The sequence below is a fragment of the Nonomuraea sp. NPDC050404 genome (genome assembly GCF_040655495.1).
In the GTDB taxonomy this organism is placed as follows: domain Bacteria; phylum Actinomycetota; class Actinomycetes; order Streptosporangiales; family Streptosporangiaceae; genus Nonomuraea.
Genome location: NZ_JBFAKB010000014.1, coordinates 80,683 through 97,891, shown reverse-complemented (window position 1 = coordinate 97,891; position 17,209 = coordinate 80,683). Strand labels below are relative to the sequence as shown.

Genomic DNA, 17,209 nt, shown 5'->3' with positions numbered 1-17,209 from the left:
GGCCATCGCGCGGTCGCTGGCCGGCGCCGGCGGCATGATGTCGGTCGCGCTGCCCGTACCGGAGCTTGAGGAGAGGCTGCGCCCCTGGGACGGGCGGATCTCGATCGCGGCGATGAACGGGCCGCGTGCGGTCGTGGTGAGCGGCGACCCTGACGCGCTCGACGAGTTGTCGCGGCGGCTGACCGAGGAAGGCGTGCGGACCCGCCGGGTCGCGGTCGACTACGCCTCGCACTCGGCGCACGTCGAACGGCTCGGCGAGGAGCTGGCACACACCCTGGCGGAGATACGGCCGGGGCGTGCCGAGGTGCCGTTCCTGTCCACGGTGACCGGGGACTGGCTGGACGGTACGGAGCTGGACGCCGGTTACTGGTACCGCAACCTGCGGCGGACCGTCCGTTTTGAACCTGCCGTACGCCACCTGCTGGGCGCGGGACATCGGGCGTTCATCGAGGTCAGCCCGCACCCGGTGCTGACGGGCGCGATCCAGGAGACGGCCGAGGACGCCGATGGGACCGGCACGGTCGTCACCGGGACGCTCCGCCGCGACCAGGGCGGCCCGGAGCGCTTCCTGACCTCCTTGGCGGAGGTGTTCGTGCGCGGCGTACCGGTCGATTGGACGGCCGCCTTCGCCGGTACGGGGGCGCGCCCGGTGGAGCTGCCGACGTACGCCTTCCAGCGCGAGCGGTACTGGATCCAGCGCCCCAAGGTTGCGACGAGCGGCGTGGCGGACGCGGCGGGGGAGCGGTTCTGGGCGGCGGTGGGGCAGGACGACCTGGACTCGCTGGCCTCGGAGCTGGAGGTGGGCACGGAAGAGCTGGCCGCGGTGGTGCCCGCGCTGTCCTCGTGGCGTCGCAGGCAACAGGCGCGGTCCACCGCCGACTCCTGGCGCTACCGCGTCGTGTGGCGGCCGATGCCCGATCCCGTCGCGGCCCCCTTGCCCGGTACGTGGCTGCTCGTCACCGCCGAGGGCGTCGAGGACGGGGACGTCGCCGCCGCGCTCGCCGCGCAGGGCGCACAAGTCTGGCGAATCGTGCTCGACGAGACCGCCATCGACCGCGCCGTGCTGGCGGAGATGCTGGGCGCTGGTCTCGACGCCGTACCCGAGGAGGAGCACGTCCGTGGCGTGGTCTCCCTGCTGGCCCTGGCGGAAGAGCCCACGCAACGCCACCCGGAGCTGACCACCGGCCTCGCGCTGACCGTCGCGCTCGTACAGGCGCTGGGCGACGCGGACATCGACGCGCCGCTGTGGTGCCTCACCCGCGGCGCGGTCTCCACCGGCCGTTCCGATCCGCTGGCCGGTCCCGTCCAGGCGCAGGTCCACGGCGTCGGCTGGACGGCCGCGCTGGAGCACCCGCGACGCTGGGGCGGCCTGGTCGACCTGCCCGCGGGGCCCCTCGACCAGCGCGCGGCGCGGCGCCTGGCGAGCGTCCTCGCGGGCGGCGGCGAGGAGGACCAGCTCGCGCTCCGCCCGTCCGGCCTGTTCACCCGGCGCGTGGTGCCCGCCCCGCAACCGGCGGACGCGGAGCCGGCGCCCAGGTGGACCCCGCGCGGCACCGTCCTGCTGACCGGCGGCACCGGAACGCTGGCCCCGCACGTGGCCCGCTGGGTCGCGGCGCAGGGGGCCGAGCACATCGTGCTGGTCAGCCGCAGCGGCCCGGACGCCCCGGGCGCGCCCGAACTGCTGGCGGAGCTGACCGAACTGGGCACGGCCGCCACGGCGGTGGCGTGCGACGTGTCCGACCGCGACGCCCTCGCCGGCCTGCTCGCGCGCCTGCGGGCTGAGGGCCACACCGTCCGCACGGTCGTGCACGCCGCCGCCTCCATCCAACTGCACTCGCTGCACGACACCACCATGGAGGCGTTCGCCGAGGTGGTACGGGCCAAGGTCACCGGCGCACGGCACCTCGACGAACTGCTGGACGGCGACGACCTCGACGCCTTCGTGCTGTTCTCCTCGACGGCGGGCATGTGGGGCAGCGGGCAGCACGCCGCGTACGTGGCGGGCAACGCCTTCCTCGGCGCGCTGGCGGAGAACCGCCGGGCCCGCGGGCTGCCGGCCACCTCGATCTCGTGGGGCATCTGGTCGGACGACCGCGAGCTCGGACGGGTCGACCCGGACCAGATCCGGCGCAGCGGGCTCAGATTCATGGATCCGGCTCCGGCACTCGAAGGTCTCCGGCACGCGCTGGCCGGTGAGGAGCCCGTGCTGGCGATCGCCGACGTCGAGTGGGAGCGCTACTACCCGGTCTTCACCTCCGTACGGCCGACCCCGCTGTTCGGCGAGGTGCCCGGCGTGCGGCGGCTGGCCGAGACCGCCGAGCGGCAGGACCGCGCCGCCGAGGAGGGGGCGTTCGTCACCCGGCTGCGCGGGCTGCCCGAGTCCGAACGGGACCGCCTGATCCTGGAGCTGGCGCGCGCACAGGCGGCGACCGTGCTCGGACACTCGTCGGCCGGCGCCCTCGCCGAGCGGCGGGCCTTTCGCGACCTGGGCTTCGACTCGGTGACGGCGGTCGACCTGCGCAACCGGCTGGCCGCCGCGACGGGCCTGACCCTGCCCAGCACGGTGGTCTTCGACCATCCGAACGTGGAGGCGCTGGCGGCGTTCCTCAGCGCCGAGATCTCCGGGAAGCGGGCCGTGGCGAGCCCAATGGAGGTGGCCGGCTCCGACGAGCCGATCGCGATCATCGGGATGGCCTGCCGCTACCCGGGCGGGGTCGGCTCGCCGGAACACCTGTGGCAGATCGTGCTCGACGGCGTGGACGCCATCTCAGGGTTCCCCGCCGACCGCGACTGGGACGCCGAAGGTCTCTACGACCCCGACCCGGGCCGGCCCGGGAAGACGTACTCCACCCAGGGCGGTTTCCTGCACGACGTGGCGGAGTTCGACGCCGGCTTCTTCGGCATCTCGCCCCGGGAGGCGCTGGCGATGGACCCGCAGCACCGGCTGGTGCTGGAGACGGCGTGGGAGGCCGTCGAGCGGGCCGGGATCGCCCCGTCGTCGCTGCGCGGCAGCACCACCGGCACCTTCATCGGCGCCAGCTACCAGGACTACGCGGCGGCGATGTCCGGCCAGGGCGCGGGCCTGGAGGGCCACCTGGTCACCGGCACCGTGTCTAGCCTGCTGTCCGGCCGGGTGTCGTACCTGTTCGGGCTGGAGGGCCCGGCCGTCACCCTCGATACGGCGTGCTCGTCGTCGCTGGTGGCGCTGCACCTGGCCTGCCAGTCGCTGCGCGACGGCGAGAGCTCGCTGGCGCTCGCCGGCGGCGTGACCGTGATGTCCACGCCCGACGCCTTCGTCGGGTTCAGCCGCCAGCGGGCCATGGCTCCCGACGGCCGCTGCAAGGCCTACTCCGACGCGGCGGACGGGATGAGCCTGGCGGAAGGCGTCGGCCTGCTGCTGGTGGAGCGGCTGTCGGACGCCCGGCGCAACGGGCACCCGATCCTCGCGGTCGTCCGCGGGACCGCGATCAACCAGGACGGCGCGTCCAACGGGCTGACCGCGCCGAACGGCCTGTCGCAACAGCGGGTGATCAGGCAGGCGCTGGCCAACGCCGGGGTCTCGCCGGCGGAGGTCGACGTCGTGGAGGGCCACGGCACGGGCACGGCGCTCGGCGACCCGATCGAGGCGGGGGCGCTGCTGGCGACCTACGGCCAGGATCGTGACCGGCCGCTGCTGCTGGGCTCGGTCAAGTCCAACATCGGCCACACCCAGATGGCCTCCGGCGTCGCCGGCGTGATCAAGATGGTCATGGCGATGCGGCACGGCGCGCTGCCCGGGACGCTGCACGTGGACGCGCCGTCCTCGCACGTGGACTGGTCAACGGGCGCGATCGAGCTGCTCACGGTGCCGAGGGAATGGCGGCGCGCCGGGCGTCCGCGCCGGGCCGGGGTGTCGTCGTTCGGCCTGAGCGGCACCAACGCCCACGCGGTGCTGGAGGAGGCGCCGCCCGCCGCCGTCCGGGCGCGGCAGGCCGAGCCGGTCGTCGTCCCCGTCCTGGTTTCCGGCAAGGACGAGCAGGCCGTACGGGCCCAGGCCGCACGCTTGTCGGCCCTGATGGCCTCCGAACCGCACCCGGCGGACCTCGCGTTCTCCCTGGCGACCACGCGCACGCACCTCGACCACCGCGCGGCGCTGGTCGGACGCGACCGCGAGGAGATCATCGACGGGCTGCGGGCGCTGGCCGACGGCTTTGACGGGACGGTCGTCCCCGGTTCTCTGGCCGACGGTGTTGGTGGGACGGTCGTCCGCGGTTCGCTGGCGGAAGGCGTTCATGGGACGATCGTCCGCGGTTCGCTGGCGGAAGGCGTTCATGGGACGGTCGTCCGCGGTTCCCTGGCCTTCATGTTTAGCGGTCAGGGTGGCCAGCGCGCGGAGATGGGCCGCGAGCTGTATGACCGCTTCCCGGCGTTCGCCGACGCGCTGGACGAGGTGCTGGCCCACCTCGACGCCCACCTGGACCGTCCGCTGCGCGAGGTGCTGTTCGCCCCGGCGGGCACTGCCGAGGCCGCACTCCTGGACGAGACCGGATACACGCAGCCGGCGCTCTTCGCCTTCGAGGTGGCCATGTTCCGGCTGCTCTCCTCCTGGGGGATCCGGCCCGACTACCTTCTGGGGCACTCGGTCGGGGAGATCGCCGCCGCGCACGTCGCGGGCGTGCTGTCCCTGCCCGACGCCTGCGCCCTGGTGACCGCCCGCGCCCGGCTCATGCAGGCGCTGCCCGCGGGCGGGGCGATGGTCGCCGTCCAGGCCGGCGAGGAGGAGGTGCTCCCGCTGCTGGCCGGACGCGAGGAGCGGATGTCGATCGCGGCGGTCAACGGCCCGGCGTCGGTGGTCGTGTCCGGCGAACAGGACGCCGTCATGGAGATCGCGGCGCACTTCGCCGCCGAAGGACGCATGACCAAGCGGCTCCCCGTCTCCCACGCCTTCCACTCGCCGCTGATGGACGCCGTGCTCGACGACTTCCTGCGGGTCGCACGCGGCCTGTCGTACGAGCCCCCGAACCTCCCGATCGTGTCGAACCTGACCGGCGAGCCGGCGACCGCGGAGCGGCTCTGCTCGCCGGACTACTGGGCGGAGCACATCCGCGAGCCGGTCCGCTTCGGCGACGGCGTGAACGGCCTGGCCGAGCGGGGCGTCGTCACCTTCCTGGAGCTCGGCCCCGACGCCGTGCTCACCGCCGCCGCCGCCGAATGCCTGGCCGGACGGCCCGGGGTGCGGACGGTCCCGGTGGCGCGCAGGGACCGGGCCGAGGAGCAGGCCGTCACGTCCGCGGTCGCCCGGCTGCACGTCCAGGGCGTCACCGTGGACTGGCACGGCTTCTTCGACGGCACCGGCGCCGAGGCGATCGACCTGCCGACCTACCCCTTCCAGCGGCGGCGCTTCTGGCCGGACGCCAAGGCCGCGCCGGGGGTGGCCGACGCGGCGGACGCCGACTTCTGGGCCGCGGTGGAGCGTGGCGATGTGGCCGCGCTGTCGGAGGGCCTGCGGGTTGACGGCGGCATGCTGGAGACCGTGCTTCCGGCGCTCTCCTCGTGGCGCCGCCACCGCCGGGAGGGTTCCGTGGTGGACGGCTGGCGGTACCGGTCCGTCTGGAAGCCGCTGCCCGCACACACCGAGCCGGCCTCCGGCGTACGTGCCCGGCTGATCGTGGTGCTCCCGGCTAAGCAGCAGGCGGGCTCGCCCGGGGACGCGGAACGGGCTTCTTCGCCGACGGACACGGAAGGGGTTTCTTCGCCGACGCACGCGGAGCGGGCTTCTTCGCTGGTGGACGCGGAGTGGGCTTCTTCGCTGGCGGATGCGCTGGGCGCGCGGGCCGACCGGCTGGAGGTCCGCGAACCTGATCGGGAGTCTCTGGCCGCGCGCCTGCGGGAGCTGTGCTCGGCCGGGCCGCGTCCAGCCGCGATCGTCTCGCTGCTGGCTCTGGACGAACGGGACCTGGCCGGATATCCCGGGGTCCCCACCGGTCTGGCGCTGACGGTCGCGCTGGCTCAGGCGCTCGGCGACGCCGGGATCGAGGCGCCGTTGTGGTGCGTGACTCGTGGCGCGGTATCGGTGGGCCGCTCGGAGCAGGTGTCCCGGCCGGTGCAGGCCGCCGTATGGGGGCTCGGCCGGTCCGTGGCACTGGAGCAGCCGCAGCTGTGGGGTGGGCTCGCCGACCTCCCGGAAAACCTGGACTCCGGTACGATCGCCCGCCTGGTCGGCGTACTGACCGCCCCCCGGAGCACCGAGCCGTCGAGCGAGGATCGGCTCGCCGTCCTGAGGCGCGAGGATCAGCTCGCCATCCGCCCTTCCGGTATCTTCGGCCGCCGCCTGGCGCATGCCCCGGCCGGTGAGGAGCTCGCCCCAGCCGGGAGGAACCTCGCCCGCCCGATCGGGGGAAGCCCCGAGCCATCTGGGGAAGGCCCCGAGCCGTCCAGCGGAGCCCTCCAGCCGTCCGGGGAAGGCCCGGAGTCGTTCGCCGCGCGGACCGAGGCGTTCGCTGCGGGCACTGTGCTGATCACGGGAGGCACCGGTGGGCTTGGGGCGCGAGTTGCCCGTTGGGTGGCCGGTGTCGGGGCCGCGCACGTTCTGCTGGCCGGACGCCGTGGACTCGACGCGCCGGGCGCGGCCGAGCTGCGGGATGAGCTGACCGCCCTCGGCGCCCAGGTCAGCATCGTGGCCTGCGACGTCGCCGACCGCGACGCCGTGGCCGCCGTACTCGCCGGGATCCCGCAGGACCGGCCGCTGACGGCGGTCTTCCATGCGGCGGGCCTGGTCGACGACGGGATGCTGGACGGAATGACACCGGAGCGCCTGTCCTCGGTACTGCGATCCAAGGCGGCCGGCGCGCTCAACCTGCACGAGCTGACCGAGCACATGGACGTACCGGCGTTCGTGCTGTTCTCCTCCGCCTCCGCCACCTTCGGCTCACCGGGCCAGGCCAACTACGCGGCCGCGAACGCCGTGCTCGACGCGCTGGCCGAACACCGGCGCGCCCGGGGACTCGCGGCGACGTCGATCGCCTGGGGGCCGTGGGCCGGGTCCGGCATGGCGGCGGACCCCGTCGTGGCGGGCAGGCTGCGCCGTACCGGCCTGGAGGCGCTGCCCCCTGACCTGGCGGTCCGCGCGTTGCGGCAGGCGATCGAGCGCGGCGACACGACGCTGACCGTCGCCGACGTCGACTGGTCCCGATTCGCCGGGGCTTCCGCCGCGATCCGGCACAACCCGCTGGTGAGCGACCTGCCGGAGGTCGCCGCGGTCGCCACGGAGGCCGGGGCGGACGGGAACGGCACGGCGGAATCAGGGTTCCGGCGACGGCTGGCCGAACTGTCCCCCGCCGAGCGCGGGCGGGCCGTCCTGGACCTGCTGCGCGGCATGGTCGCCACGGTGCTCGGACACGCCGACGCCGCCGGCATCGCGCCCGATCGCCCGTTCAAGGACCTGGGCTTCGACTCGCTGACCACCGTCGAGTTGCGCAACGCGCTGGCGTCGGCGCTGGGGCTGACCCTGCCGGCGACGCTGCTGTTCGACCATCCCAGTCCGGGCGTGCTGGCGGACTTCCTGGTGGGTGAGCTGTTCGGCTCGCTGCGGGCGACCTCCTCGCCGGCCGTACGGGACCACGCGGACGACACCGACCCCATCGTGATCGTCGGCATGAGCTGCCGGTTCCCCGGCGGGGTGAGCACCCCCGAGGAGTTGTGGCGGCTGCTGGCGGACGGCGGGGACGTCATCTCCTCCTTCCCCGACGACCGGGGCTGGGACCTCGCCGCGCTCGCCGCCGGACGGTCGGCCACGAGCATGGGCGGGTTCCTCAGGGACGCGACCGAGTTCGACGCCGAGTTCTTCGAGATCTCACCGCGCGAGGCGCTGGCCATGGACCCGCAGCAGCGTCTGGTGCTGGAGGTGTCCTGGGAGGCGCTGGAAAGGGCCGGCATCGACCCCACCGCGCTGCGGGGCGGCGACGCCGGCGTCTTCGTGGGCACCAACGGCCAGGACTACGTCGGCCTGCTCAAGGGTTCGGACGCGGACGTACAGGGACATGTCGCCACCGGCACCACGGCGAGCGTCATCTCGGGGCGGCTGTCCTACACCCTGGGGCTGGAGGGCCCCGCCATCACCGTCGACACGGCGTGCTCTTCCTCCCTGGTCGCCCTGCACTGGGCCGCCCAGGCCCTGCGCGGCGGTGAGTGCTCGCTGGCGCTCGCGGGCGGGGTTTCCGTGATGTCGAGCCCGGACTCCTTCGTCGAGTTCAGCGTCCAGGGCGGTCTGGCCCCCGACGGCCGGTGCAAGCCGTTCTCCGACGGCGCGGACGGCACGGGCTGGTCGGAAGGGGCCGGCATGCTCGTACTGGAACGTATGTCGGACGCGCGGCGCAACGGGCACGAGGTGCTGGCCGTCGTACGCGGATCGGCGATCAACCAGGACGGCGCGTCCAACGGTCTCACCGCCCCGAACGGCCCGTCGCAGCAGCGGGTGATCCGCCAGGCGCTGTCGGCCGCGCGGCTGTCACCGGGCGAGGTCGACGCGGTCGAGGCCCACGGCACCGGTACGCCCCTGGGCGACCCGATCGAGGCCCAGGCCCTGCTCGCGACCTACGGCCAGGAGCGGGATCTGCCGCTGTGGCTGGGAGCGGTCAAGTCCAACCTCGGTCATACGCAGGCGGCGGCGGGTGTCGCGGGGGTGATCAAGATGGTGCTCGCCATGCGTCACGGCCTGCTGCCCCGTACGTTGCACGCCGACGTCCCGTCGTCGCACGTGGACTGGACGTCCGGCGCGGTCGAGCCGCTGACCGAGGCCCGGGAGTGGTCGCGGAACGGCAGGCCGCTGCGGGCCGGCGTCTCGGCGTTCGGGATCAGCGGCACGAACGCCCACGTCATCATCGAGCAGCCGCCGCCGGACCCGCGCTCCGGCGAGCACGGTCAGGGACCTTCGTCCGAGCGTCCCAACGACGCGGAACCTTCGCCTGAGCGCCTTGGGAATCGGCGGCCCGCGCCGGCCGTCGTGCCGTGGGTGGTCTCCGGCCGGACCCCTGAGGCGCTGCGAGCGCAGATCGAGCGGATTGTGACCGCCACGAGCGACCTCGACCCGGTGGACGTCGGCTACTCGCTGGCGAACCGGCCGGTGTTCCGCCACCGTGCGGTACTACTGGCCGGCACCGGCACTGGCACCGACGGCGGCACTGGAACCGGCATCGGCGGTGGCGTGGCCGAGATCGCGCGTGGGGAGGCCGCCGCTGTCGCGGGCAGGTCGGCGATGTTGTTCGCCGGGCAGGGCTCCCAGCGTCCCGGCATGGGCCGCGAGCTGTATGACCGGTTCCCGGTGTTCGCCCGCGCGCTGGACGCGGTGCTGGCCCAGCTCGACGTCGAGCTGGACCGCCCGCTGCGTACGATCCTGTTCGCCGAGGCGGGATCGCCCGAGGCCGAGCTGATCGACCGGACGCAGTGGACACAGCCGGCGCTGTTCGCCGTCGAGGTGGCCCTGTTCCGCCTGGCCGAGTCGTGGGGGCTGCTGCCGGATCTGGTGGCCGGGCACTCGATCGGCGAGATCAGCGCGGCGCACGTCGCCGGCGTGCTGACGCTCGCGGACGCCTGCACCCTGGTCGCCGCCAGGGGCCGCCTGATGCAGGCGCTACCGGCCGCGGGCGCGATGGTCTCCGTACAGGGCACCGAGGACGAGGTGCTCCCGATGCTCGCCGGGCACGAGCACGAAGTGTCGATCGCCGCGGTCAACGGGCCCTCGGCCGTGGTGATCGCGGGAGCGGAGGAGCCGGTCACCGAGATCGCCGCCCGGCTCGCGGCGCGGGGCCGCAAGACCACCCGGCTGGCCGTCAGCCACGCCTTCCACTCCCCGCTGATGGAGCCCATGCTGGATGACTTCCGCCGGGCCGTGCGAGGGCTGAGATTCTCGCCGCCGGCCATCCCGATCGTCTCCAACGTGACCGGCGAGCGGGCGACCGCCGAGCGGCTCTGCTCACCTGACTACTGGGTGGACCACGCCCGGCAGGGGGTGCGCTTCGCCGACTGCGTACGCACTCTGCGCGGCTCGGGCGTGAGCACGTTCATCGAGCTCGGTCCGGACGGCGTGTTGTCCGCGATGACCCAGCACTGCCTCGCGGGCGACGGCGCCGAGGCCGGAACCCTGGTCGTGCCGGTGCTGCGCAAGGGCCGTGGCGAGGAGGAGTCGGCCGTGGACGCGCTGGCCAGACTGCACGTGCACGGGCTGCCGGTGGACTGGGGCTCCTTCTTCTCCGGGTACGGGGCGCGCCGGGTCGACCTGCCCACCTACGCCTTCCAGCGACGGCGCTTCTGGCCGGAGACCGTCGCGTCGGCCTCCGGCCCGGCCGGGGATCCGGTGGACGCCGAGTTCTGGGCCGCGGTCGAGCGGGCCGACCTGGCGTCGGTGGCGTCCACGCTGGAACTGGAGGCGGACTCGCTCGCGACGGTGATGCCCGCGCTGTCCTCCTGGCGTCGCTCGCGCCGCGAACACGTCCTCGCGGACTCCTGGCGCTACCGGGCAGAGTGGAAGCCCCTGTCCACCCCGCCGTCCGGTGTCCCGTCCGGGAAATGGCTGGTGGCCGTCCCGTCCGGCCGGTTCGACGACGGCCAGTGGATGGAGGTGCTGGACGCGGCCCTGACGGGCTCACTGGTGCGCTTCGAGCTTACGCATGCCGATCGGGCCTTTACCTCCGCACGGCTCGCCGAACTCCTCGATGGGCAGGACGAGGACGGCGGCCCCCTGACAGGAGTGATCTCCCTTCTGGCACTCGCCGTGACCGACTCGCCCGCCCCGTCCGGCCCTGCGGGAGCGGACGGTGGCGAGTTGTCCGGGGTGGCGTTGACGACCGCTCTGGTGCAGGCACTGGGCGACGCCGGTGTCGAGGCTCCGCTCTGGTGCCTCACCCGCGGCGCGGTGTCCACGGGCCGCTCCGATTCACCACCGGACCCGGATCAGGCCGCCGTCTGGGGCCTGGGCCGGGTGGCCGCGCTGGAGCACCCCCAGCGCTGGGGCGGCCTGATCGACCTGCCGGCGCCGATCGACCGGCGGGCCATCACCCGCTTGGCCGGCGTGCTGACCGGGGGACTCGACGGCGAGAGCGAAGTCGCGGTGCGCCCCTCCGGAGTGTTCGCCCGCCGACTCGTCCCCGCCCCGGTGGCGAACGCGGGCCGGCCGTGGCGCCCACGCGGCACGGTGCTGGTCGCGGGCGACACGGGAACCTCCGGCGAGCACGTCGCCCAATGGCTGGCCGACGCGGGCGCCGAACGAGTGGTCCTGACCGGCCCCCCCAGCCCAGCACAGCCCCCCGCCCTGCCAGGATCCACCGACCCGGATCCCCGCGTGATCATCAGGAGCTGTGACCCGACAGATCGGGAGGCTCTGGCCGCTCTTCTCGCGGAGTACCCGCCGGACGCGGTCATCTACGCCGACGAACCTCCCGCCGCCGCCCCCTTGGACGGGGCGAGTCCCGCCGGCCTGGTCGCCGCCGCCTCGGCCCACGCCGCGGGAGCGGCGAACCTGGACCTCCTGCTGGCGGACCGGGAGCTGGACGCGTTCGTGGTCTTCTGCTCGCTGACCGGCGTCTGGGGCGTCGCCGGCGGCGCGGCCGGTGCCGCCGCGGAGGAGGTCCGCAACGCTCTGATCCAGGCGCGCCGGGCCCGGGGACTGGCAGGGACAGCCGTGTTCTGGTCGGCCTGGGCCGGTGGCAGCGTGATCACCGGAAAGCCATCAGCGGACGGCGACGCGATCCCCGGCAAGGCGTCCGCAGGAGCGGATGGCAGCGTGACGTCCGGCAAGGCGATGGAGCTGCACCTGCGGCTGAACGGGCTGCCCGCACTGGCGCCCGAGCTGGCGCTGACCGCGTTGAGCCGGGCCGTCGCGAGCGGCGAGGGCTCGGTGACGGTCGCCGATGTGGCCTGGGACCGGTTCGTACCGGCCTTCCTGGCGCTACGGCCGACCCGGCTGCTGGACGAGCTGCCCCAGGCCCGCCCGGCGCTGGAGACGGCGACCGGCGGCGGCGCTCACGGCGGCGAGACCGCCGAGCTCCGCGAACGACTGCGAGGACTGCCGGCGGCCGAGCGCGACAAGCTCGTGCTCGACCTGGTGACGACCAAGGCGGCCGCGGTACTCGGGCACACGGACGGAGCCTCGATCGACGCCCAGCGGGCATTCCGCGAGCTGGGCTTCGACTCGCTCACCGCCGTAGACCTGCGCAACCAGCTCAAGGCCGCCACCGGGCTCCCCCTGCCGGCCACCCTCGTCTTCGACCACCCCACACCGCTGGAACTCGCCGCGTACCTCGTGGGACAGGTGTCCGGCGAGGAGAGCCAGACCGGCAACGACACCCGCGCGCCCGTCCCCGCCGCACTCCCGGACGATCCCATCGTCATCGTCGGTATGAGCTGCCGCTTCCCCGGCGGGGTGAACACCCCCGAGGACCTGTGGCGGCTGGTCGAAGACGAGGTGGACGCGGTCGGCCCGTTCCCCGCGGACCGGCACTGGGATCTCGCCGTCCTGTCCGGCGGGGACCGCGACGGACGCGGGCGCAGTACGGCGGCCGGAGGAGGCTTCCTCCACGGCATGGCCGACTTCGACCCGGGCTTCTTCGGCATCTCACCTCGTGAGGCGATGGTGATGGACCCGCAGCAGCGCCTGGTCCTGGAGGCGGCCTGGGAGGCGCTGGAACGCGCGGGCGTCGACCCGGCCGGCCTGCGGGGCGGCGATGTGGGCGTCTACGTCGGCGCCACCAGCGGCGACTACCAGCCGCCCCGCGACCATCACGGCCACGCGCAGACGGCCCAGGCGGCCAGCGTGATCTCCGGCCGGCTGTCCTACACCTTCGGCCTGGTGGGACCGGCGGTGACCGTGGACACCGCCTGCTCCTCGTCGCTGGTGGCGCTGCACCTGGCCGCCCAGGCACTGCGGTCCGGGGAGTGCTCGCTGGCTCTCGCCGGCGGGGTGACCGTGATGTCCACCCCGGTGGGATTCGTGGAGTTCGGCGAGATGGGGGCGCTGTCCCCGGACGGCCGGTGCAAGGCGTTCTCCGACACTGCGGACGGGACGGGCTGGGCGGAGGGCGTCGGCATGCTCGTGGCCGAACGGCTCTCCGACGCCCGCCGCAACGGCCATCGCGTGCTCGCCGTCCTGCGGGGTTCGGCCGTCAATCAGGACGGCGCGTCCAACGGTTTCACCGCGCCGAGCGGCCCGTCGCAGCGCAGGGTGATCCACCGGGCCCTCGCGGACGCCGGGCTCGCCGCCTCCGACGTGGACCTGGTGGAGGCGCACGGCACCGGTACGAAACTGGGCGACCCGATCGAGGCCCAGGCCCTGCTGGAGACGTACGGCCAGAACCGGGAGCGGCCGGTGCTGCTCGGGTCGATCAAGTCCAACATCGGGCACACGCAGGCGGCGGCGGGCGTCGCCGGAGTGATCAAGATGGTCATGGCCATCCGGCACGGCGTGGCTCCCAGAACCCTCCACGTGGACACGCCGTCCTCGCATGTGGACTGGTCGGCGGGCGCGCTGGAGCTGCTGACCGGGGCCAGATCGTGGCCGGAGGCGGGACGCCCCCGGCGCGCCGCGATCTCCTCCTTCGGAGCCACCGGCACCAACTCCCACGTGATCATCGAGGAGGCGCCGCTCACCGGGGACAGCGCTGAGCCTGCCGTGGCGCGTCCCGCCGGAGACGGTGCCGAGCGGGAGACGCCCACGGACTCGGTGGCCGTACCGGGTCTCGTGCCGGTCCCGCTGTCGGGCAAGACCCCGGCCGCCGTACGGGCGCAGGCGCGGCGCATGCTCGACCACCTCGCGGAGCACCCCGACCTCGGCCTGGCCGATCTCGCGTTCTCCCTGGCCACGACCCGATCGCCCTTCCGGGAGCGGATCGCCGTACTGGCGGGAAGCCGTGCGGAGCTGGTGGACGGCCTGGTGGCGGCGGCGGACGGCGACCAGGTGCCCCACGTGGTCGGGGGCCGGGCGGGAGGGCCGGGCAGGACGGCGTTCCTGTTCACCGGCCAGGGCGCCCAGCGGCCGGGCATGGGCCGCGAACTCTACGACCGGTTCCCGGTCTTCGCCGACGCGCTCGACGCCGTACTGGCTCATCTGGACGTCAGGCTGGACCGCCCGCTGCGCGAGATCCTCTTCGCCCCGGCGGACACGCCCGAGGCCCGGCTGCTCGACCAGACCGGATGGACGCAGCCGGCGCTGTTCGCGGTCGAAGTGGCGCTGTACCGCCTGCTCGAATCGTGGAACCTCACCCCGGACGTGCTGCTCGGGCACTCGGTCGGCGAGCTGGCCGCGGCGCACGCCGCGGGCGTGTTCTCGCTCGAAGACGCCTGCGCGCTGGTGGCGGCCCGGGGCACGCTCATGCAACGGCTCCCCGCCGGCGGCGCGATGGTCGCGATCCAAGCCGCCGAGCAGGAGGTCGTGCCGTTCCTGGCCGGGCGCGGGCACGACGTGTGCCTGGCCGCGGCCAACGGCCCGGAGTCGGTGGTGATCGCGGGGGCCGAGCAGGCGGTGCTCGCCGTGGCGGAGGCGCTGGAGAAGCGCGGGCGCAGGACGAAGCGCCTGCGGGTCTCCCACGCGTTCCATTCACCGCTCATGGATCCGATGCTGGCGGACTTCCGCGCCGTGGCCGAGCGCGTCTCCTACGCGCCGCCGCGCATCCCCGTGATCTCGAACGTGACCGGCCGGCTCGTCTCGGACGAGCTGTGCTCGCCCGACTACTGGGTCGAGCAGGTACGCGGGACGGTACGGTTCGCCGACGGCATCCGGGCGGCGCACGAGTCCGGAGTGACCCGCTACGTCGAGATCGGCCCCGACGGCACACTGACCGCGATGGCCCGCGACGCGCTCACCCCGGAGACCGAGGCCGAGCTTACCTCCTTGCTGCGCAGGGACCGTGACGAGCACGAGGCCATCCTCACGGCACTCGCCCGGCTGCACGTCACCGGCATGAGCCCGGACTGGGCGGCGGTGTTCGCCGGGACCGGCGCCAGGCCGGTGGACCTGCCGACGTACGCGTTCCAGCACGAGCGGTTCTGGCCGGACCCGCAGCGTACGGGCGGCGCGGCGGGCCGGCCGACCGGCGAAGAGGACGCGGTGGACGCGGAGTTCTGGGCCGCCGTGGAGGAAGAGGACGCGCAGGCCCTGGCCTCGCGGCTGGACACGGACGGCGACGCGCTGACCAAGGTGCTGCCCGCGCTGTCGGCGTGGCGCCGGGAACGACGGCGCAGATCCGCCATCGACGCCTGGCGATACCGCATCACCTGGCAGCCCCTCACCGCCGCCGCCGCGCCGCCGCCGGGCCGCCCCGTGGTGACCGCCCCGTGGCTGATCGTGCTCCCCAAGGACCTGGCAGCGGACCCCTGGACGGACGCGGTGATCGACGCGGTCGGGGTGCTGGGCTCGGACGCCGTACTTCTGGAGGTGGGCGACCTCACCGCCACGCCCGAGGACCGCGCGACGCTGACCGAGCGCCTGCGTGCACATGCTGCGGCCGGGTCGTTTGGCGGGGTCGTGTCGTTGCTGTCCCTGCAGGAGCGTCCCGCGCCTTCGGGACCGGAAGTTCCCACGAGCCTCACCCTGACCACCCTCCTGCTCCAGGCGCTGGGCGACGCCGGTGTCGACGCGCCGCTGTGGTGCCTGACCCGGGGCGCGGTCGCGGCCGGTCCTGGCGAGGCGCTGCGAAGCCCGGGGCAGGCCGCCGTCTGGGGACTCGGCCGGGTCGCCGCGCTGGAGCAGCCGCAGCGGTGGGGCGGCCTGATCGACCTGCCGGCCGGCGCCGACCGGGGAGTGGTACGACGGCTGGCGAGCGCGCTGTCCGGAACGGCAGGCGAGGACCAGGTCGCCGTCCGGCCCTCCGGCACGTACGTCCGCCGGCTCGTGCAAGCCCCCGCCGACCCCGCAGGCTCCGTCGGCGAGTGGAAGCCGAACGGGACCGTGCTCATCACCGGCGGCACCGGCGCACTCGGCGGGCACGTCGCCCGCTGGCTGGCTGGCAACGGCGCCGAGCACCTGCTCCTGGTCAGCAGGCGCGGAAACCAGGCCCCCGGCGCCGCCGAGTTGCGCGACGAACTGGCAGATCTCGGGGCCAGGGTGACCATCGCCTCGGGCGACGCGGCCGACCGGGACACGATGGCCGCCCTGCTGGCGGGCATCCCGGCGGAGTTCCCGCTCACCGCGGTGGTGCACGCCGCGGGAGCGCTCGACGACGGCATGGTGGACGATCTCACCCAGGACCGGTTCGAGACGGTGTTCCGCGCCAAGGTGACCTCGGCGGTCGTACTGGACGTGCTCACACGAGAGCTGGACCTGGCGGCCTTCGTGCTGTTCTCCTCCGCGGCGGGCACCCTCGGCAGCCTGGGCCAGGGCAACTACGCCGCCGCCAACGCGGTGCTGGACGCCCTGGCGGAGCAGCGGCGCGAGCGCGGCCTCGCGGCCACTTCGGTGGCGTGGGGCGCCTGGGCGGGCGGCGGCATGGCGGACGTGGCCGCGGCGCAGGAGGCATCCCGGCGCATGGGCGTGCGCCCGATGGCCCCCGAACTGGCCGTCGCCGCCCTGAGCGGCCTGGTCGCGGGAGGCGAACCGGCCGGCGTCGTCGCCGACATCGACCACGAGCGGTTCGTCCGCTCCTACACCGCCGGCCGGCCCAGCCGGCTGCTACGTGAGCTGCCGCGCTACCGGGAACTGGTCGAGGGGCCCGGCTCGGCGGACGGGAGCGCGCAGCCGGTGTCCGTACTCCGTGACAGGCTGACCGCCCTTCCCGGCGACGAACGACCCGGCGCACTGCTCGACCTGCTACGTGACCAGATCGCGACGGTGCTCGGGCACAACTCCCGGGACGCGATCGGCGCCGACCAGGCGTTCCGTGACCTCGGGTTCGACTCGCTCAGCGCGATCGAGCTGCGCAACCGGCTCATGGCCGCGACGGCACTGAAGCTGCCGTCCACGCTCGTCTTCGACTACCCGACCCCGGAGGCCCTCGCCGGTCACCTGCTCGCGCAACTCGTACCGGACACGGCCGAGATCCCCGGAGCCGACCAGGAGGAGACGCGCGTCCGGGCTCTGTTCGCGTCGCTTTCCATGGCCCGCCTGCGCGAGATCGGCGTCCTGGACGCGCTACTGCACCTGTCGGGCGACGGGGCGGCACCCGGCGACGACGAGACCGGCGACCCCCTCGACTCGATGGGACTCGACGAACTGGTCCGCGCGGCCCTCAACGGCGGCGGCCAATGA

1 protein-coding gene (cut by a window edge) is annotated in these 17,209 nt (G+C 74.1%); it reads left to right on the top strand.

Translation table 11 applies throughout. The features are described from left to right. A protein-coding gene (locus tag AB0I81_RS34560; RefSeq protein WP_360665432.1) for a type I polyketide synthase crosses the window boundary here: on the top strand, positions 1 to 17,209 show its 3' portion. 11,816 nt of this gene lie to the left of the window's left edge; the window shows 17,209 of its 29,025 coding nt (coding positions 11,817-29,025); its start codon lies off the left edge, out of view; it ends in the stop codon at positions 17,207 to 17,209.